Annotated in this window: 17 protein-coding genes; 10 read left to right on the plus strand and 7 right to left on the minus strand. The window is 68.8% G+C overall.

All coding sequences use genetic code 11. The features are described from left to right. Window positions 1-2: 2 nt before the first annotated feature. Together N5K27_RS13800 and N5K27_RS13805 are read right to left on the minus strand one after the other, a co-directional pair. Window positions 3-872 (minus strand): fumarate hydratase, encoded by an 870-nt coding sequence (locus N5K27_RS13800; protein ID WP_087838883.1) that lies wholly within the window; start codon window positions 870-872, stop codon window positions 3-5. 126 nt (window positions 873-998) lie between these two features. Further along, on the minus strand, window positions 999-1,991 hold the full coding sequence (locus N5K27_RS13805; protein WP_132979703.1) for a 2-dehydropantoate 2-reductase: 993 nt from the start codon (window positions 1,989-1,991) through the stop codon (window positions 999-1,001). A 148-nt stretch (window positions 1,992-2,139) separates the two neighbouring features. Between N5K27_RS13805 and N5K27_RS13810 the strand changes: the two genes are divergently transcribed. Further along, on the plus strand, window positions 2,140-2,988 hold the full coding sequence (locus N5K27_RS13810; RefSeq protein WP_087838881.1) for a DUF4743 domain-containing protein: 849 nt from the start codon (window positions 2,140-2,142) through the stop codon (window positions 2,986-2,988). Here the strand turns inward: N5K27_RS13810 and N5K27_RS13815 are convergent. After that, on the minus strand, window positions 2,978-3,214 hold the full coding sequence (locus N5K27_RS13815) for a DUF3717 domain-containing protein (RefSeq protein ID WP_087839102.1): 237 nt from the start codon (window positions 3,212-3,214) through the stop codon (window positions 2,978-2,980). The two genes, N5K27_RS13810 and N5K27_RS13815, sit on opposite strands and share 11 nt — an antisense overlap. 148 nt (window positions 3,215-3,362) lie before the next feature. Between N5K27_RS13815 and N5K27_RS13820 the strand changes: the two genes are divergently transcribed. Further along, window positions 3,363-4,106, plus strand: coding sequence for a glycine zipper 2TM domain-containing protein (locus N5K27_RS13820; protein WP_279817175.1), 744 nt, complete (start codon window positions 3,363-3,365; stop codon window positions 4,104-4,106). 39 nt (window positions 4,107-4,145) lie between these two features. On the opposite strand, the gene N5K27_RS13825 is transcribed toward N5K27_RS13820, so the two are convergent. The 4 genes from N5K27_RS13825 to dprA all read right to left on the minus strand — a co-directional run bounded on the left by N5K27_RS13825 (window position 4,146) and on the right by dprA (window position 9,266). Next, the gene (locus tag N5K27_RS13825; RefSeq protein ID WP_132979704.1) at window positions 4,146-4,706 is read right to left on the minus strand and encodes an SET domain-containing protein-lysine N-methyltransferase; all 561 of its coding nucleotides are present in this window, start codon (window positions 4,704-4,706) and stop codon (window positions 4,146-4,148) included. Between the two features lie 13 nt (window positions 4,707-4,719). Continuing rightward, entirely contained in the window at window positions 4,720-7,371 is a 2,652-nt protein-coding gene (locus N5K27_RS13830) for a DNA topoisomerase III (protein WP_132979705.1), read from the minus strand. A gap of 222 nt (window positions 7,372-7,593) precedes the next feature. Next, on the minus strand, window positions 7,594-8,052 hold the full coding sequence (locus N5K27_RS13835) for a DUF494 domain-containing protein (RefSeq protein ID WP_087838878.1): 459 nt from the start codon (window positions 8,050-8,052) through the stop codon (window positions 7,594-7,596). 104 nt (window positions 8,053-8,156) lie between these two features. After that, window positions 8,157-9,266, minus strand: coding sequence for a DNA-processing protein DprA (gene dprA / locus N5K27_RS13840; RefSeq protein ID WP_279817176.1), 1,110 nt, complete (start codon window positions 9,264-9,266; stop codon window positions 8,157-8,159). A gap of 273 nt (window positions 9,267-9,539) precedes the next feature. Here dprA and def point away from each other — a divergent pair, with 273 nt between their 5' ends. The 8 genes from def (at window position 9,540) to N5K27_RS13880 (ending at window position 19,809) form a co-directional block, all read left to right on the plus strand. Further along, window positions 9,540-10,040 carry a peptide deformylase gene (def, locus tag N5K27_RS13845; RefSeq protein ID WP_087838876.1) on the plus strand — a complete coding sequence of 167 codons (501 nt, stop codon included), beginning with the start codon at window positions 9,540-9,542 and terminating at the stop codon, window positions 10,038-10,040. 546 nt (window positions 10,041-10,586) lie between these two features. Further along, on the plus strand, window positions 10,587-11,534 hold the full coding sequence (gene fmt, locus N5K27_RS13850; RefSeq protein WP_087838875.1) for a methionyl-tRNA formyltransferase: 948 nt from the start codon (window positions 10,587-10,589) through the stop codon (window positions 11,532-11,534). Next, complete coding sequence (gene rsmB, locus N5K27_RS13855; RefSeq protein WP_087838874.1) at window positions 11,534-12,853, plus strand: 16S rRNA (cytosine(967)-C(5))-methyltransferase RsmB; 1,320 nt, start codon at window positions 11,534-11,536, stop codon at window positions 12,851-12,853. The genes fmt and rsmB overlap by 1 nt, the downstream gene beginning before the upstream one ends. Then, the gene (locus N5K27_RS13860; RefSeq protein WP_279817177.1) at window positions 12,850-13,716 is read left to right on the plus strand and encodes a DUF4390 domain-containing protein; all 867 of its coding nucleotides are present in this window, start codon (window positions 12,850-12,852) and stop codon (window positions 13,714-13,716) included. The genes rsmB and N5K27_RS13860 overlap by 4 nt, the downstream gene beginning before the upstream one ends. 23 nt (window positions 13,717-13,739) lie before the next feature. Further along, entirely contained in the window at window positions 13,740-16,196 is a 2,457-nt protein-coding gene (locus tag N5K27_RS13865; protein ID WP_087839100.1) for an ATP-binding protein, read from the plus strand. Window positions 16,197-16,213: 17 nt separating this feature from the next. Then, window positions 16,214-16,948 (plus strand): response regulator, encoded by a 735-nt coding sequence (locus tag N5K27_RS13870; RefSeq protein WP_087838873.1) that lies wholly within the window; start codon window positions 16,214-16,216, stop codon window positions 16,946-16,948. After that, a complete protein-coding gene (gene trkA, locus N5K27_RS13875) occupies window positions 16,945-18,321 on the plus strand; it encodes a Trk system potassium transporter TrkA (RefSeq protein ID WP_087838872.1) in 1,377 nt (458 codons plus the stop codon). Before N5K27_RS13870 ends, trkA begins: the two co-directional genes overlap by 4 nt. A gap of 18 nt (window positions 18,322-18,339) precedes the next feature. Beyond that, window positions 18,340-19,809 carry a potassium transporter TrkG gene (locus N5K27_RS13880; protein ID WP_087838871.1) on the plus strand — a complete coding sequence of 490 codons (1,470 nt, stop codon included), beginning with the start codon at window positions 18,340-18,342 and terminating at the stop codon, window positions 19,807-19,809. The last annotated feature ends 57 nt before the right edge of the window (window positions 19,810-19,866 follow it).

The following is a 19,866-nucleotide window of genomic DNA, read 5'->3' on the forward strand; positions in this document are numbered from 1 at the left end:
CGCTATTCCAGGCGTTCGACCGTGCCGTCCTGGTAGATGCGGGCACAGGTGCGCCGGTTGATCCAGCAGTTGAAGGCCACGGCCACGGGCATGAAGCCGTGGCTGGCCGAATAGTCGATGTGCACCGCCATGGCGGTGGTGTCGCCGCCCGTGCCCATGGGCCCGAAGCCGGTGTCGTTGATGGCCTTGAGCAGGCGCTGTTCCATGGCCGCCAGGACGGGCTCGGGATTGGTCTGGCCGAAGGGGCGCAGGACGCACTCCTTGGCCATCTTGGCCGCGTAGTCGAAGGTGCCGCCTATGCCCACGCCCACGACGATGGGCGGACAGGGCTGCGAGCCGGCCTTGAGCACGGTGTCGAGCACGTATTTCTCGATGGTCTCCAGCGACGGGTAGACGAAGGTCTCGATGGCTTCCCAGCGGCCCGTGCCCATGGCCTTGGGCGCGCAGACGATCTCCATGTAGTCCGCGCCGTCGACCATGTCGAAGGTGACCAGGGGCATGTTCTTGCCCTCGTAGCTGCGTTGCAGGGTCAGCGGATTGGTCACCATCTTCAGGATGGGCGGGTCCGCGCGCGCGACCAGGTCGGCGAAGCCGTCGACGATGGCCTGGCGTACGTTGCCTTCGAAACTCACGCCCGTGCCCACGCGGATCATGTAGGTGGGCACGCCCACGTCCGAACAGACCAGGTGGCTTTCGGACTCGGCGGCCTCGGCGCTTTCGAGCATGATGCGCAGCGTCTGCCTGCCGAGCTGGACCGTCTCGCGCTGCTGCGCCTGGGCCAGCACCCGCTTGGTGTCGTCCGGGACTTTCTTCAGCGACCACTCGTACAAGGACGAGGTGACCGACCTGATGGTTTCGCTGGAAATGGACATCGCATGCCGCCGTGCGCCGGCTCTCCGTGCTTACTCTATCTAGGGTGGCAGGATGCGGCGCGGGCGGCTGGGGTTCAAGCGATGTTTTGGTATTTTTCGCCTATAGAAAAGTTGGGCAAGGGCCGGCTACGCCGGATACAGCCCCAGGGCCGCGGCGCGCATGCGCGCCAGCGCGTAGACGGTATCCAGGGTCGGCGTGGAGAATCGGGCCGCCGCGGCGGTCTCGACCAGCGCGCCCAGGATGCTGTCGATCTCCACCGGCCGGCCCGCCTCCACGTCCTGCAGCATCGACGTCTTGATGTGGCCCAGCCCCCGGGTGAAGGCGATGCGGTCGCGCGACTCGACCTGGGCCGGCAGCCCGAGCCGGGTGCCCAGCGCCAGCGCCTCGTCCATCATGGCCACGAACATGGCGTGCAGGCGGGGATCGTCGATCATGTCGTCGGTATAGGCGCCCGTCAGCAGGCTGGCGGGGTTGAAGCAGGCATTGCCCAGCAGCTTGGTCCAGATGTCGGCGCGCACGTTCTCGCTGGCGGGGGCATCGAAGCCCGCCCGCGTGAACAGCCCGGCCACGGCGCGGGCGCGTTCGCTCGACCCGCCCTTCGGCTCGCCCAGCACGATGCGGTTGCCCGAGGCGTGCAGGGTCAGGCCGGGCTCGGGGGTCGAGGCCGACGCGAAGACCACGGCGCCCAGCACCTGGTCCGCCGGCAGGCTGGCCTCGATGCCGCCGTCCGGATCGACGCTGCGCAGGCGCGTGCCGCCCAGGGGCAGGCCGGCGTCCAGGAAGAACCACCAGGGGATGCCGTTCAAGGCCGGGATCACGACTGTGTTGGCGCCGACCAGCGGACGGATGGCCCGTGCGATCTCCGGCAGGGCCGGTGCCTTGACGGTGATGACGACGACGTCCTGCGGGCCCAGCGCCCGGGCGTCGTCGCTGGCCCGGACCGGCGAGGCGACGAGCTTGCCCGCCGAGTCGAGCCGTTGGCCGTGCCGGCGCAGCGCTTCCAGCGTGCGGCCGCGGGCCAGCAGCGAAACGTCGTTGCCGGCCTGGGCCAGGCGTCCGGCGACGAGGCCGCCTATCGCTCCGGCGCCGACGATGCAGATACGGGGGTGATCGGTCATGGTCTTCCTCTTCCTTGGGTGCGGTGCGAGCGCCGGCATCTTACCCGAGGCAACCGGGTTCACCTTCGCTTACGCCGGGGTGCCGGGCGTCCCATCCGGACTTCCGGCACAATGGGGGCTTGCTGTGTTGCATATTCACGATATCTGGATGAACGTATTCGACTCCATATCGGCTCGTGCTCAGGTCGATCCCCCGCCGGACTCCCTGCGACTGCGCATCGCCGGCCATGATTGCGGCTGGGTGGCGCACGACGTGCCGCGCTGGCTGGCCGCCTTTCCGGGCGAAATACTGCTGGAACCCGGCGTGGTGCACCTGCTGCCCGAGCTGGCGGGCACGCCGGCCTCGGCCGGGCGCGCCCAGGCCGTCAGCGAGCTGCTGGCGCGTGTCGCCACGGCGCTTTCCGAAGCCGGCCGGCTCAACGGCTGGCGCAACGAACTGCTGGACGTGGTGGCCGAGGACGGCACCGTCCTGGGCGTGATCGAGCGGGCATCCGTGCGGCCCCTGGGCATCGCCACCCATGCCGTCCACCTGAACGCCTGGACCGACAGCGGGCAGTTGTGGATCGCCCAGCGGTCGTTCACCAAGACCACCGATCCCGGCATGTGGGATACCCTCGTGGGAGGGCTGGTCAGCGCCGCGGAAACCCCCGAATCGGCCCTGCTCAGGGAAAGCTGGGAAGAGGCCGGCCTGTTGCCCCATCACCTGAAGGACGGCCGGCGCAGCGGCCAGTTCACCGTGCGCCGGGTTCTGCCCGAGGGCTACCAGGTCGAGCACGTGACCGTGGTCGATACCGTCCTGGGGCCCGAGGTCGTGCCCGAGAACCAGGACGGCGAAGTGGTCGCCTTGCGTACGGTATCGCCGGAAGAGGTGCTGGAACTGGTGGCCGACGGTGCGTTCACGCTGGAGGCCGCGCTGTCCATGAAGGTCAGCCTGGGCGCGTTCGCGCCCGTATCCCTGGTCGCTTCCCCGGCCGAAGCCGCCCGCGTCAGCCTTTGACCCGGGCCACGGCCTGGCGCGCCTGCCGCCAGGCCGCGAGGGCCGCCCGCGCCGGTTCGGGCATGGCCGCCTCGTCCAGCGCGGGAAGGTGATGCATGATCATGGCGGCATAGGGGCCCGCCAGCGCCGCGGCCTCGGCGCACAGCACGCACGCTTCGCTCGTCGAAGGCTTGCGCGTGCGCCAGAAATTGATTGCGTCCTCGAGTTCGGTCAGGGTGATTTCCATGCGGACCATTCTGGCAGACTTTGCCAGCCGGGGGCGGAAACATTCGGTCAATTCCGATACAGAAAGCGCGAGATCCCGCCACGCCGCGAAACAACATGGAAGGCCGCTTGGAGGTAACTTACGTGAACCTTACGAGCGGAGTGACGCCATGTTTTCCGGTACTTCTTCCGGTTCCCGAATCCCCATCGACGCCGCCTTCGCGCGCGCGCATCGCAGCATGCGGGGAGCCGTCGCGCTGCATCCGCTGGTGGCCGCCGCAGCCATCAGCATCATCGTCCTGGCCGCCGTCGGCGTGGGCGTCCTGACCGGACTGCTGCCCTCGCCGCTGGCCAAGTCGGCCCCCACGCAAGAGCTGACCGAAGCGTCCGCCCCGGCCGGTGGCCGGGATTTCGGCAAGGCCTCGGCCCATGCGCCGGCTCCGGCGAAGCAGGCCGCGGCCGAGCGTGCCGCGCCGACGCGCGCCGCCAGCCGCCCTGCCCCGGTCTATCGCGAACCGGCGCGGCCGGTGGCGGCCACCTGCGGCAACTGCGGAACGGTCGAGAGCGTGCGCGCCGTGCAGGTCCAGGGCCAGGGAACGGGCCTGGGCGCGGTCGGCGGCGGTGTCGTGGGTGGCGTGGTCGGCAACCAGTTCGGTGGCGGCAGCGGCCGTACCGCGCTGACGGTGCTGGGGGCCCTGGGCGGCGCCTACGCGGGCAACGAGGTCGAGAAGCGTGTGCGCAACTCGACGCAGTACGAGATGACCGTCAGGATGGACGACGGCAGCGTGCGCACTTTCCATAGCGCCTCGGCCTATCCGTGGCGCAGCGGCGATCCGGTGCGCGTCGTGAACGGCTCGGTAGTGTCCCGCAACGGCGGCGACTCCCAGGCGATGCGGGTCGGCGACTACAACTGACCGGCCGGACCGGGCGGCGCCGCCGCCCGGTTCCCGCCCTCAGGCTTTCTTCTTGCGCCGCTTCAACGCCAGCATCGTGCCCCGGCACGAGTCGGCGCCGCACAAGCACTGATAGTTCTTCTTCAACGTCGGCGTGATGCGCTCGTCGATGACCAGGCCGTAGTCATAATTGAGCTCTTCGCCGCGTTCGATGGGATGCTGCGAGACGATGAAGACGCGGCCATCGTCCGTTTCCTCCGCTTCGCAGTTGGGCTCGCAGGCGTGGTTGATCCAGCGCGCATCGTTGCCCTGGCTGCCGCCGTCGATCACCTTGCCGCTTTCCAGCGCGAAGAAGAAGGTGTGGTACGGATCCTCGGGATTGACCGGGTGGCGGCGGTCGGCTTCGGCCGCGCTGATGCGTTCGCCCGCGTACTCGATGACACGGGTGCCGGCGGGGATCTTGCGGGCCGCGAACACACCGGTTCCATGCACCCGCGAGCGGCGCACGACATACCAGGGCTTGCCGCCGGGGCCGGGATCGACGTCCACGCGATCCTCGGCGGGCTGCTCGGCAACAGGAGACTTGCGCGCCCGTGAGGGCGTTTTCTTCTTGACGGTCATTGGGCTCTACGGCTCAGCTGGAGGTCTTCGCGGCCGCCTTCCTGGCGGTTTTCTTCGCGGGGGCTTTCTTGGCGGCGGTCTTGCGCGGCGCGGCCTTCTTGGCCGCCGCCTTCTTGGCGGGGGCCTTCTTCGCCGGCGCCGCGACGGCTTCGTCCTGGCCGGCGGCTTTCTTTGCCGCCGTCTTCCGGGCCGCCGGCGCATCCTCGCCCGCCTTGCCGCCCTTGGCGGGGCGCGGCTCGAACTCGAAGCCTATCTTGCCATCGGGCTGCCGGACCAGAAAGGCCTTGAACTTGCGATTGGTGCGGCTGGAGACGAAGTTCTGCAGCAGGTCGGTGCGTCCTTCGGTCAGCAGCTTGGCCATCTGCTCGGCCGTGATTTCCTGCTGGAGGATGACCTTGCCCGAGCGGAAGTCGCACGAACGTTGCGGCCCGACCGACTTCTCGCACACGAAGCTCATGCCGTGTTCGAACACGTTCGAGCCGCATTTCGGGCACGGGCCCACCGGCGTCTGGCCGGAGAAGTCCACGGCTTCGGAGGATTCCTCGTCGGCCTGGCCGAAGTCGAACTCCAGCTTGTAGTCGTCGGTGATGCGCAGGATGGCCGAGAAGGGTCGGCCCATCTTGCTGATGAAGCCGTTCAGGGGGCCGATCTCGCGCTTGGCCAGCAATTCCTCGACTTCCTGCAGTTCGAAGGTGCGCCCGCCCGGGTGCTTGCTGATCGAGAAATCGCAGGCGGTGCAGGCGTAGCGCCGGTAGTTCTCCTTGACCACGGCGCCGCATTTCGGACACGGCGTGGTCAGGGTGGCATAGTCGCCAGGCACGGTGTCGCGGTCGTATTCCTTCGCGCGCTTGACGATGACCTGGGTCATCTGCGCGATCTCGCGCATGAAGGCCTCGCGCGCCAACTGGCCGCGTTCGATCTGCGACAGCTTGTGCTCCCACTCGCCGGTCAGCTCGGGCGAGGTCAGCTCGTCCACGTCCAGGCCCGACAGCAGCGTCATCAACTGGCGCGCCTTGGCGGTGGGCACCAGCTCGCGGCCTTCGCGGCGCAGGTAGAGTTCGTTGATCAGCCCTTCGATGATGCCCGCGCGCGTGGCCGGCGTACCCAGGCCGCGCGCGGACATGGCCTCGCGCAGCTCTTCGTCGTCGACCAGCTTGCCCGCGCCTTCCATGGCCGACAGCAGCGTCGCTTCCGTGTAGCGGGCGGGCGGCTTGGTCACCAGGCCCACGGCCTCGACTTCCTCGGTACGCACCTGCTCGCCAGGGGCGACCGGCACCAGGTTGGCGTCCTCGCCCTGCGCGTCGCGGCCGTAGACGGCCATCCAGCCCGGATTGACCAGGACCTTGCCCTCGGTCTTGAAATGGTGGCCCGCGACCTCGGTGATCCGGGTCGTCACCAGGAATTCGGCCGCCGGGAAGAACACCGCCAGGAAGCGCTTGACCACCAGGTCGTACAGCTTGGCCTCGGCCTCGCTCAACTCGCGCGGTGCCTGCAGCGTCGGGATGATGGCGAAGTGGTCCGACACCTTCTTGTTGTCGAACACGCGGCGATTGGGCTTGACCCAGCCGCTGTCCAGGATCTTCGAGGCGAACGGCGCATAGCCGGGCCGGCTGGCGGCCAGCGTCTGCATGGTCTGGCGCACCGTGCCCAGGTAGTCCTCGGGCAGGTAGCGCGAGTCGGTACGCGGGTAGGTCAGCGCCTTGTGGCGTTCGTACAGGGTCTGGGCCAGCGCCAGCGTGGTCTTGGCCGAGAAGCCGAAGCGCGAGTTGGCCTCGCGTTGCAGCGTGGTCAGGTCGTACAGCAGTCCGGACAACTGGGTGGACGGCTTGGATTCTTCCGTGACCGAACCCGTGCGCTCGCGGCAGGCCGCCACGACCGACTCGGCGGCGGCCTTGCTCCACAGGCGCGATTCGCGCTTCTCGGGGTCCTGCGGATCCTTGACGTGCTTGGGGTCGAACCAGCGGCCCTCGTACAGGCCGGCGGCGGCGACGAACTGCGCGCGCACTTCCCAGTAGTCGCGCGGCACGAACTGGCGGATGCGCTCCTCGCGCTCGGACACGATGGCCAGCGTGGGCGTCTGCACCCGGCCCACCGTGGTCTTGAAGAAGCCGCCGTCCTTGCTGTTGAAGGCCGTCATCGCCCGCGTGCCGTTGATGCCCACCAGCCAGTCGGCCTCGGCGCGCGAGCGCGCCGCGGCTTCCAGTGGCTGCAGCGCGGCGTCCGAGCGCAGGTCGGCGAAGGCGTCGCGGATGGCCTGCTGCGTCATCGATTGCAGCCACAGCCGCTTGATGGGCTTGTTGGTCTTTGCGTACTGGGCGATGTAGCGGAAGATCAACTCGCCTTCGCGTCCCGCGTCGCAGGCGTTGATCAGGGCGTCCACGTCCTTGCGCTTGATCAGCCGCACCAGCAGGCGCAGGCGCTCTTCCGAGCGCTTGTCGGCCGGCCCCAGCTCGAACTCGGGAGGAATCACCGGCAGATGGGTGAAGCTCCACTTGCCCTTGACCGGATCGTTGGGCGCCACGAGGGTGAGCAGGTGCCCGACGCTGGACGAAAGCACGTAGTCGTCGCTTTCGAAATAATCGCCTTCGCGCTTGAACCCGCCCAGCGCGCGGGAAATGTCCAGCGCGACCGAAGGTTTCTCGGCGATGATCAGAGTTTTGCCCATTGACTTCCAGTTGACGGAGCCGACGCGAACAAATAGTGCGTCAAAGCGCCGGATGATACGGGGGGATTTTTAAGCAGCGCAAGTCGGGCCTATGCCCACCAAGCCAAAAAACGCCGGCTCCGCCTTTCGAAGCGCCCCGGATTAAGACTTGTTTCCATCGAAAACAACCCCCGGCCCCCTTGGGGGCTCACCATACTGGGCACGCGTCAGCGCGTAGGGGGGCTAATGCAGCTGCCGGGCGCTGCCGTCTTCCAGCAGTTCTTCCAGGATCAGGTTGTCGATCTCGGTTTCCTGGCTCCACAGCACCATCAGGACGATGATCTTGAGCTTGTCCAGGGGCACGGGGGCCTCGCCCAGCGCGAAGGCGCGGTCGATCACGATCTCGCGCAGGGGGGACGACAGCACGCCCGCCGACTCCAGGAAGGCGATGAAGCCGATCGCTTCCGATCCGAGCTGGCGATACTCGGCCTCGGCGTAGATACGACAGCCGCTACTGGGAACAAGGGCGAGATCGACACAACGATGAGTGGATTCGGCAAGCCCGGACAGCCAGGTCAGAGCGTCGTCGATTTCATCGTCTTCGAAGCCGGCGGCGGCAAGCTTGCGCGCCAGCGTTTCCGGGTCCGGGCACGCTTCCGGCGTGTAGTAGTTCTCGAAGAGGTAGACGAGAATTTCGAACATAAGTCAGCGTGTAAGGCTGGATCCACTGTACGCTGAATTGCATCCCTAGGCAAATTGCCCGGCATTTGCTGCTCATGCGTTGTGTGCGCGGCACACAAGGGGATTCAGCGCATGGGCGTGGCCTGGTAGCGGCCGCCGTCGAGCCGGGCGATCAGCCCCCGCAGCTCCAGCTCGAGCAGCCTGGCCTGCAATTGCGGGACCGCCAGGCCCGTACGCGCCGCCAGCGCGTCGACGTGGATGGGACCGTAGCCCATGCCGGCCAGCACCGGATCCCGCGGCAGCGCCGGTTCCGGCGCCGGCGCTGCGGATCCGGAGCCGGCGCCCAGCTCGTCCAGGATGTCCTGCGCCGATTCCACCAGCTTGGCGCCCTGCCGGATCAGGGCGTGGCACCCTCGCGACAGCGGCGAATGGATGGATCCCGGGATGGCGAAGACCTCGCGGCCGGCGTCGGCCGCCAGCCGGGCGGTGATCAGCGAGCCGCTGCGTGCGGCCGCCTCGGCCACCAGCGTGCCTTGCGTCAGTCCGGCCACCAGCCGGTTGCGCCGGGGGAACTGGTGCGGCAGCGCGGGCAGGCCCAGCGGGAACTCGGACACGATGGCCCCTTGCGCGGCGATGCGCTCGGCCAGGCCTCGGTTGCGGGGCGGATAGACCACGTCGACTCCCGTGCCCACCACCGCGACCGTGCCGCCGCCGGCGGCGCCGGCCTCGAGCGCGCCTTCGTGGGCGGCGGTGTCTATGCCCAGCGCCAGGCCGCTGACGATGCACCAGCCCCGCTGCGCCAGGTGGCGGGCATAGGCGCGCGCGTTCGCCATGCCGTCGGGCGTGGCGTGGCGGGCCCCGACGATGGCGATGGCCTGCGGCGACAGCCGGGACGGATCGCCCGCCAGGTAGAGCAGCGGCGGCGGGTCGTGGATGGCCAGCAGCGCCCGGGGATAGCCGGCATCGGCCAGCGTCAGGAGGTGGTGGCCGGGGTGTTCGGCCCAGCGCAGGGTGCGTTCCAGGGCGGCGGCGTGCTGGGGCGACGGCGAACGGGCCAGCTGCGCGGCCAGCGGTGGCGGCAACAGGGCCGCCAGTTCGTCGCGGGACAGGCCGTAAAGGCGCTGCGGCAACCCGACCACTTGCAACAGTTCGCGCGCGGTGGCCGGTCCGATGCCGGGTTCGAGGGTAAGCCGCAGCCAGGCGGACAATTCTTCCGGAGTGTGGGCGAGAGGCATGCCGCTATCTAAACATGGCAGGCGCCGCAGGGTAGCCCCGGGCAGGACATCGATGTCCCGCCTCGCCGCTGAACGGATCGCGCGCCGGCGCGTCCAATGGCCAGGGACGGCGCTCGCCTCCCGCTATATAAATAGCGGGGATCCCCGCGATCCCGCCTCGCGCGGGCGGCCGGACTCGCCGGGAAGCTGTGGTATCTTGCCCCTTGGATCCCGGCCAACCGGCCCCATTTATTCTGAAATGGCCCCTGTCCGAGGGGCAACGGCAACACGATCATGGCATTGCTACCCATTCTTCACTATCCCGACGCAAGGCTGCACAAGAAAGCCAAGCCGGTGGCGGTGGTCGACGACCGCATCCGCCGCATCGTCCGCGACATGGCCGAGACCATGTACGCCGCGCCGGGTATCGGGCTGGCCGCCACCCAGGTCGATATCCACGAGCGCATCGTGGTCATCGACGTGTCGGAGAACAACGACGACCTGCTCGTCCTGATCAACCCGGTCATCACCTGGAAGAGCGAGGAAACCCAGGTCTACGAGGAAGGCTGCCTGTCGGTGCCCGGCATCTACGACGAGGTCAAGCGCGCCGCCCGCATCAAGGTCGAGGCCACCAACGAACAGGGCGAACGCTACGAATTCGACGCCGAAGGCATCCTGGCCGTCTGCGTCCAGCACGAACTCGACCACCTGGAAGGCAAGGTCTTCGTCGAATACCTCTCCCCCCTCAAGCAAAGCCGCATCAAGACCAAGCTGCGCAAGCTGGAAAAGGTCTAGGGAAGCCCACCCCCAAGCGGCCTTCGGCCGCTCCCCCTCAAGGGGGCGGCGCTGGCGGACCGGAGGGAACGCCCACCCCACGCGGCCTATGGCCGCTCCCCTCAAGGGGCGGCGCTAGCGGACCGGCAAAGCCGGATCCGCGGCGCCTAAGATCAAAGCAAGCATGCGGTGCTTCGCACCGAGATACCCCACGAAGACCCAGGATGCGGTGGATCCGGCTTTGCCGGTCCACCCGCATCGCCCCCTGGGGGGCGCGCGCAAGCGCGTAGGGGGGGGGACCATGTATCAAGCGCGTAGGGGGGGACCATGTATCATTCCCCCTCCGACAATCAATAATCCCATCCCGCCCGCGCAGGAAGCGGCGTGCAAGGCCGCGCGCCAAGCAGGGAGTCCAGATCCAGGGTGCCGCGGATCCGGCTTTGCCGGTCCGCCAGCGCCGCCCCCTTGAGGGGGAGCGGCCGAAGGCCGCTTGGGGGTGGACTTCCCTTCCGGTCCACTCGCATCGTCCCCTGGGGGGCGCGCGAAGCGCGTAGGGGGGTACTCTAGATGCATCTGGTCTTCGCCGGTACGCCGGAATTCGCAAAAGTCGCCCTGCAGGCCCTGATCGGGGCCGGGCATACGATCGGCCTGGTCCTGACCCAGCCGGACCGGCCGGCCGGGCGCGGGCTCAAGCTGACGCCCAGTCCGGTCAAGACGGCGGCGCTGGAGGCGGGCGTGCCGGTGCTGCAGCCGCGCAGCCTGCGGCTGGACGGCAAGTATCCCGACGAGGCCGCCCAGGCCCACGAGGCCCTGCGCGCGGCGCGGGCCGACGCGATGATCGTGGCCGCCTACGGCCTGATCCTGCCCCAGGCGGTGCTGGACATTCCGCGCCTGGGCTGCCTGAACATCCATGCCAGCCTGCTGCCGCGCTGGCGCGGCGCCGCGCCCATCCAGCGCGCCATCGAGGCGGGCGACGCGCGGACCGGGATCACCATCATGCAGATGGATGCCGGCCTGGATACCGGCGACATGCTGCTCGAAGGTTCCCTGCCCATCGAGGCGGGCCAGACCGCCGGCGAATTGCACGACCGCCTGGCCGTGCTGGGCGGCGAACTGATCGTGCGGGCGCTGGCGCGCCTGGAGGAAGGCGGCCTGCCGGCCACGCCGCAGCCCGCCCGGGGCGTGACCTACGCCGCCAAGCTGGACAAGGCCGAGGCGGCGCTCGATTGCTCGCGTCCGGCCGCCGAGCTGGCGCGTCGCATCCTGGCCTTCAATCCGGTGCCGGGGGCGACGGTGCGGCTGCCCGGCCTGGCCGATCCGGTCAAGGTATGGCGGGCCGAGGCGCTGGACGAGGCGTCGCCGGCCAGCCCGGGCAGCGTCGTGCGCGCCGGCGCCGCCGGCGTGGACCTGGCCACCGGCCAGGGCATCCTGCGCCTGACCGAATTGCAGAAGGCCGGCGGCAAGCGCCAGCCGGTCGACGTCTTCGTGCGGGGCTGGAGCCCCGATCTTTCCTGATGGCGCCGCCTGCCTCCGGGCCCATGTCGGCGCCCTTGTCGGACGTGCTGCTGGCCGCCGCGCGCGCTGTCCAGGGCGTGCTGGCGGGCGTCTCGCTGACCGATGCGCTGTCGCGCGTTGCCGCGCCGCTGCGGCCGGCCGCCCAGGCGGTGTCTTTCCACGCCATGCGCCAACTGGGGCTGGCCCGCGCGGTCAAGCAGGCGCTGATTCCCCGCAAGCCGGCCGATCCGCTGCTCGACGCCCTGCTGCTGACGGCGTTCGCGCTGCTGGTGGCGGACGAGCGCGAAGCCGCCGCGGCTGGCGTCAGTTATGCGCCCCACACGGTAGTGGACCAGGCCGTGCGCGCCGCCGCGGGCCAGCGTTCGCTCGCGCCGTTCAAGGGACTGGTCAACGGCAGCCTGCGGCGTTTCCTGCGCGAGCGCGACAGCCTGATGGAGACCGCCGCCCGCCGCCCCGAAGCCGTCTGGAACCATCCCGACTGGTGGGTGCGGCGCCTGCGCATCGAATATCCTGACCATTGGCAGTCGCTGCTGCGCGCCGCCAACCGGCCGCCGGCGATGGTCCTGCGCGTCAACCGCCGCCGCACCAGCCGCGAGGCGCTGATCGAGGCCTTCCGCGCCGCCGGGGTAGAGGCCCTGCCGGTGGGCGAGGCGGGCGTCGCGCTGTCCCAGCCCCGGCCCGTGCAGCAGTTGCCGGGCTTCGCCGAGGGTTGGTGGTCGGTCCAGGATGCCGCTGCGCAACTGGCGGCGCCGCTGCTCCAGGTGAAGGACGGCATGCGTGTGCTGGACGCCTGCGCCGCGCCGGGCGGCAAGACGGCGCATCTGCTGGAACTGGCGGATCTCGACCTGCTGGCGCTGGACATCGACGCCGGCAGGCTGGAGCGGGTGGATGCCAACCTGGCGCGGCTGGGCCTGTCTGCGCGCACGCAGGCCGCCGACGTGGCCGACCTGGAGACCTGGTGGGACGGGCGGCCCTTCGACGCGGTGCTGGCCGACGTGCCGTGCACGGCGTCGGGCATCGTCCGGCGCCATCCGGACATCCGCTGGCTGCGGCGCGAGGGGGATGTCGCCAATACCGCCGCGCTCCAGGCGCGGATTGCCGATGCCTTGTGGCAGGTGGTGGCGCCCGGTGGTAAATTGCTCTATGCAACCTGCTCGATTTTTCCCGCGGAGGGGGCCAGGCAAGCCGAGGCTTTCCAGCTCAGGCACCCCGATGCGGCGCGGCTGCCTGCGCCGGGGCAATTGCTCACGCAGGCGGAGCCTGATCGGCCGGCCGAGCAGCACGATGGTTTTTTCTACGCGTTGTTTGCCAAGGTTTGATCATTCTCCGACTCCGCCGCGTCCTGATCCTGCCGGTCGTCGCCCTGATGTTGCTGTGGGGCGGCCAAGCCCCGGCATCCGAGCCCGCCGTCCAGTCCGTGACGGTGACCGAACGCGGCCGCGACCTGCTCCTGAGCGCCGATGTTCTGCTTGACCTGAACAACCAGCTCGAGGATGCCGTCGCGCGCGGATTGCCGCTCTACTTTTCGGTCGAGGTCGAGATCCGCCGCCCCCGCTGGTACTGGTTCGACGAGGTCGTGCTGTCCTCGAACCAGACCTGGCGCATCGTCTACAACCCGCTGACGCGCCAGTGGCGCGTGCATTCGGGCAACCTCGCGCTGCCCGTGGGATCCCTGGTCGAGGCCTTGTCGGTCGTGCGCCACGTACGCAACTGGCGCATCGGCGACCGCGACGCGCTGAATCCCGACACCCGCTACGAAGGCCGGCTGCGCGTGCGTTTCGACATCTCCCAGTTGTCCAAGCCGTTCCAGGTCAATGCCCTGAACAGCAGCGACTGGTCGCTCGCGACGCCCTGGACGGAATTCAACGTGCGCCTGGGCAAGGAGCCCGCGCCGCCGCCCAGCTCCGGTGCCGCGCCGCCCCCCGCCGCGCAGCCCGGCCTGCCGCCGCCGCCCGTGCCGCCGCCTTATGCCGTGCAGCCTCCCGCCGGTTCCGGCCCCGGTGCCGCGCCGTCCGTCCCCATGCAATCCGTTCCCGCCCAGTCGGCGCCCCCGTCGCCGTCCGCGCCCATCGTCCCCGCCAACGGCGCCTCCGCCGGCGGCAACGGCCTGGTCCCGCCAGGCGGATCGCCCCACGCGCATCCGGGGGGACTGGGCCTGACTCCTCCCACGGAGTCCCAATGATGCGAACCCGCCGCGTGCGTATCCTGAACCGCTTCCTGCGCGTCCTCCTGGGCATGGGCGGCGTGAGCGCCCTCTTGCTGCTGTTCCTGCTGGCCTGGTCCACCGGCAACTCCTCCCGCCTCGAGCAACAGTACGGCCTGCTGCTGGGGCTCAATGCCATCATCGCCCTGGCGCTGTTCGCCTGGGTGGTCGTGCTGACCGTCAGGCTGATGGGGCAACTGCGGCGTGGACAGTTCGGCGCCCGGCTCACCTCCCGTTTCGCGCTGGCGTTCGCGCTGGTGGGGGTGGTGCCCGGCGTCCTGATCTACATGCTGTCGGTGCAGTTCCTGTCGCGCTCCATCGAGTCGTGGTTCAACGTGCGGGTGGACACCGCGCTCGAGTCCGGCCTGAATCTCGGCCGGGCGGCGCTGGACTCGCAGCTCCAGGAGATGAATGCCAAGGCGCGCACCATGTCGATCGAACTGGGCGACAACCAGGAATCGAACGTGGGGCTGTCGCTGACGCGGCTGCGCGAGCAGGTCGGGGTGCAGGACGCGATGGTGTTCACCTCCAGCGGGCGGGTCATCGCCTGGTCCACCAATTCCTACGGCTCGCTGGTGCCGGAGACGCCCACGCCGCAGGTGCTGCGGCAACTGAAGATCGCGCGTTCCTATGCCGCCGCCGAGGCCAACAGCACTGCCAGCCCGACCACCGTGGAGGGCGTGCAGGGGCCGTTGGGCACGACCCGCGACACGTCCAATGGCGGCGCCCTGCGCCTGCGCGTGATCGTGCCCATCGCGCCCGTCGGCGGCTTCGAGCTGCCCGGGGTGCTGCCCGCCGAGTCGCGCTACCTGCAATTGTTGCAGGGCGTGCCCGAACAGATCGCCAGCAACGCCGAGGAAGTCCAGAGCGGCTACCGCGACTACCAGGAGCTGTCGCTGTCGCGGGTGGGCCTGCGCAAGCTGTACGGCATCACGCTGACCCTGGCGCTGCTGCTGGCGGTGTTCGCGGCGATCGCGGCGGCCTTTTCGCTGTCGTCGCGGATGGTGCGGCCGCTGCTGCGCCTGGCCGAGGGCACGCAGGCGGTGGGCGTGGGCGACTACCGGCCCATTCCCGAACCGCCCCAGAGCGACGAACTGGGCCAGCTGACCCGCTCGTTCAACGCCATGACACGCCAGTTGGACGAGGCGCGCCGGATGGTCGAGAGCAACCGGCGCCAGCTCGAACGCAGCAACGTCTATCTGGAAAGCATCCTGTCGAACCTGTCGTCGGGAGTGCTGGTGTTCGACGAGGCCTTCCGCGTGGCCACCGTGAACCGCGGCGCCCAGCAGATCCTGCGGGTGGACCTGCGCGCGGTCACCGGGCGGCCGCTGGAGACCATAGACGGGCTGACCGCCTTCGCGCAGACTATACGCACGGCGTTCGCCGAGCACGCGGCGGCGGGCACCGGGCGCCAATACTGGCAGCAACAGTTCGAGATCGTCCGGCCGCAGCCGGCCGCCGAGGCGGACGGCGCGCGCGAAGGTAACAATTCCGATCCCACCGGCGACGACAATACGATTACCCTGCTCGCGCGAGGATCACACCTGCCGGTGGCGGGAGCGAGTGGGGGCTACGTGGTGGTGTTCGACGACATTACCGAGGTCATCTCTGCCAACCGCGCGGTCGCGTGGGGCGAAGTCGCGCGGCGGTTGGCGCACGAGATCAAGAACCCGCTGACGCCCATCCAGCTCTCGGCCGAGCGGATCGCCATCAAGCTGGCCGACAAGCTCGCGCAGCCCGACGCCGACATGCTCAAGCGCTCGACCACTACCATCATCAACCAGGTCAGTTCCATGCAGCGCATGGTGGATGATTTCCGCGAATACGCCAGGACGCCGCCGGCCCAGCACCAGCTGCTGGACCTGAACGAGCTGGTGGCCGAGGTCCTGACCCTGTACGGATGGGACACGGCGGGCGGCGTGCTGAAGGCCGGCACGGGCAACATCGCGCTGTCGGTGGACCTGGCATCGGTGCTGCCGCGCGTGCGCGGCGACGCCACCCAGCTGCGCCAGGTCATCCACAACCTGATCGCCAACGCCCGCGACTCCATCGAAGAGAAGGCCAAGGAGGCGGCCCGCCAGGCGGGGGAAGGCGCGCCGGCCGGACCCACGTCCAGCGACCGCATCTCGGTCAGCACGCGCCTGATCCAGACGCGGCTGCCCGACGGCCGCGAGCACGCGTCCATCAAATTCATGGTGACCGATACGGGTACCGGCTTCGCCGCCCGCATCCTGCAGCGCGCCTTCGAGCCCTACATCACGACCAAGGCGCGGGGGACGGGGCTGGGGCTGGCCATCGTCAAGAAGATCGTCGAGGAGCACGGAGGCAGAATTGATCTTGCCAACCGGCCCGAAGGAGGGGCAATGGTCTCTATACTATTCACTCGGCTTGCCGGGGGTACGGACGTTGCACACGATGCGTCGCGTTTTTCCGAGACTGCGGGGGCGCAGTCCGCGTAACAGAGGTTTCTAAAGATATGGCCAGAATTTTGGTGGTTGACGACGAGGTCGGCATCCGCGAACTCCTGTCGGAAATTCTTTACGACGAAGGGCATACGGTCGATCTGGCCGAGAATGCCGCGGCCGCGCGCGCGCTGCGCGCCGCCAATCGTCCCGACGTGGTCCTGCTCGATATCTGGATGCCCGACACCGATGGCGTGACGCTGCTCAAGGAATGGGCGGCCCAGGACCTGCTCGACATGCCCGTCATCATGATGAGCGGCCACGCGACCATCGATACGGCGGTCGAGGCGACCCGCATCGGCGCGATCGATTTTCTCGAGAAGCCGATCACGATGACGCGCCTGCTCAAGACCATCGCCGGCGCGCTGGAACGGGGCCGGGCCGGCGCCAAGCCGGCCGCGCCGCAAGCCCCCGCGCGGCCCGCCATGCCGGGTTACGCGCCCGCGCCGCCCACGACCGGCGACGGCATGCGTGCGCCCGCCCCCGGGCTCGCGCCGGCCGTCGACCGCTCGGCGGGCGCGGTGGCCATGCACGACAACCAGCCGCGCTCGCCCCTGCTGAGCCTGTCGCTCGACCTGCCGCTGCGCGAGGCGCGCGACGCGTTCGAGCGGGTCTATTTCGAGCACCACCTGGCGCGCGAGGGCGGCAGCATGACCCGCGTGGCCGACAAGACCGGACTGGAGCGCACCCACCTGTACCGCAAGCTCAAGCAACTGGGAATCGAACTCTCGCGTAAACGAGGCGTATGAAAATCCTGATACTCGGCGCTGGCCAGGTGGGGACCAGCGTGGCCGAGAACCTGGTATCCGAGCACAACGACATTACCGTCATCGACACCGACGGCGCCCGTCTGTCCGTGCTGCAGGATCGCCTGGACCTGCGGGGGTTGATGGGCAACGGCACCCACGTGTCCACCCTGCAAGAGGCCGGGGCGGCCGACGCCGATCTCTTCATTTCCTGCGTGACGGCCGACGAAAGCAACCTGGTCGCCTGCAAGATCGCCAAGAAGGTGTTCAACGTGCCGCGCTGCATCGCGCGCGTGCGCTCGTCCGAGTTCCTCGACCACGAGGAGTTGATGGCCGAGGACGGTTTCGACGTCGATCACCTGATCTGTCCCGAGCGCAGCGTGACCAGCTACATCGAGAAGCTGGTCGACATTCCCGAGGCGCTGCAGGTGGTGGACTTCGCCGGCGGCCGCGTCTGCGCCGTGACGGTGCGCGCCGCCGCCGGCAGCCCGCTGGCGGACCAGCCCATCCAGACCCTGCGCGAGCGCCTGCCGGGCGCCGATGTCCGCATCATCGCGATCTTCCGCAACAACCGGCTGGTGCCGCCCGAGGGCGACACGCGCATCGAGCCGGGCGACGAGGTGCTGTTCCTGGCCAACACCCGGCACGTGCGCCAGATCATCCGCGAGCTGCGCGAGAGCGACAAGCGCGTCAAGCGGGTCATGATCGCCGGCGGCGGCAACATCGGCCTGCGGCTGGCCCGCGGCATCAGCGATCACTGCGACGTCAAGGTCATCGAGCGCAACCGCAAGCGCTGCGAATTCCTGGCCACCCAGCTTCCCAGCCGGTCCCTGATCCTGAACGGCGATGCCACCGACGAGAACCTGCTGGAGGACGAGAACGTCGCCGAGATGGACCTGTTCCTGGCGCTGACCAGCGACGACGAGGACAACATCATGTCGTCGCTGCTGGCCAAGCGCATGGGCGCCCGGCGGGTGATCGCGCTGATCGGGCGCAAGAGCTATGGCGAGCTGATGGAGGGGGGGCGCATCGACATCGCCATCTCGCCGTCCGAGGCCACCATCGGCGAATTGCTGCGCTACGTGCGGCGCGGCGACGTGGTGTCCGTCCATCGCCTGCGGCACGGCGTGACCGAGGCCCTGGAGGCCATCGCCCACGGCGACGCCAAATCCTCGAAGGTCGTGGGCCGCCGGATCGAGGACATCGACCTGCCGCAGGGCGCCACCATCGGCGCCGTGGTGCGCCAGGATGAAGTGCTGATGGCGCACCACGACACCGTCATCGAATCGGACGACCATGTCATCGTCTTCGTGGCGCACCAGCGGCTGATCGCGCAAGTGGAAAAGCTGTTCCAGGTCTCGGCGACTTTCTTCTGATCCTTCCGGACCCGCCGCATGCGCAAATTGATTCCGGTCCTGCACGTCCTCGGACTCGTCATCGCCCTGTTCTCGATGACGATGGCGATACCGCTGGCGACGTCCTTCATTTTTTCCGATGGGGCGCGGGACGCGTTCATCCGCGCCATGGTCGTCGGCCTGATCGCCGGACTGCTGCTGAGCCTGGCGACGCGCAGCCAGCGGCGCGAGCTGACCCCGCGCGACGGCTTCCTGCTGGTGTCCCTGGTCTGGAGCGTGCTGGCGCTGATCGCCACCCTGCCGCTGCTGTTCTACTACCACCAGATCGGCGCGCCGCTGTCGATGACCGACGCCTATTTCGAGGCCATGTCCGGCATCACGACCACCGGTGCCACGGTGCTTTCCGGGCTGGACAACCTGCCGCCGTCGATCAACGTCTGGCGCTGCACCCTGGTCTGGATAGGCGGCATGGGCATCCTGGTGCTGGCGGTGGCCATCCTGCCCATGCTGGGCGCGGGCGGCAGCCAATTGTTCCGGGCCGAGACGCCGGGCCCGATGAAGGACGAGAAGCTCACGCCGCGCATCACCGGCACGGCCAAGGGCCTGTATGCCATCTACATGCTGATCTCGGTCCTGTGCCTGCTGGCCTACCGGATGGCGGGCATGAACTGGTACGAGGCCTATTGCCACATGGCCTCGACTATCGGCCTGGGCGGATTCTCGACCCGCGACGCGAGCTTCGCCGCCTTCGACTCGCCGGCCATCGAACTGGTGGCCGTGGTGTTCATGACCATCGCCGGCATCAGTTTCACCCTGCACTTCCAGGCCTTCCGGCGCCGCAGCCTGGGGCCCTACTGGCGCAGCACCGAGGCCAAGGCCTACCTGGCCGTCCTGGCGATCTCGGTGGCGGCCATCACCGCGCTGCTGCTCGAGCGCGGCAACTATGACTCGGTCTGGACGGCCCTGCGCTTCGCGCTGTTCAACACGGTGTCGGTGGCGACCACCACCGGCTTCGTCAGCGCCGACTATTCGACCTGGCCCATCTTCGCCCCGGTCTGGATGCTGGTGCTGTCCTGCTTCGCCACTTGCGCAGGTTCCACCGGCGGCGGCATTAAGATGATCCGCGTGGTGATCCTGGTCAAGCAGGCGCGCCGGGAACTCATCCACATCCTGCACCCGCGCGCCATCAACCCGGTGCACATCGGTGGCCTGCCGGTGCCCAACCGGGTCGTGTTCTCGGTGATGGCCTTCATGCTGTTGTACTGGGCCTCGCTGATGGCGCTGACCATGGCCATGCTGTACACGGGGCTGGATCCGGTCACCGCCTTCACGGCCGTCCTGGCCAGCCTCAGCAACACCGGCCCGGGCCTGGCGGATGTCGGTCCGGCAGGCACGTTCGCCGTGCTGAGCGACGCCCAGACCTGGATCTGCACCTTCGCCATGCTGATCGGCCGCTTGGAATTGTTTGCTGTACTGGTCCTCTTCACCCGGGCATTCTGGCGGAAATGAAGCCGGTCCCAGTCGTGATATTAGTTGGTGCTTACTTACGTGAGGCGCGCAGTCTGG

The sequence above is a fragment of the Pigmentiphaga sp. GD03639 genome (assembly GCF_029845405.1).
Taxonomy (GTDB): domain Bacteria; phylum Pseudomonadota; class Gammaproteobacteria; order Burkholderiales; family Burkholderiaceae_B; genus Pigmentiphaga; species Pigmentiphaga daeguensis.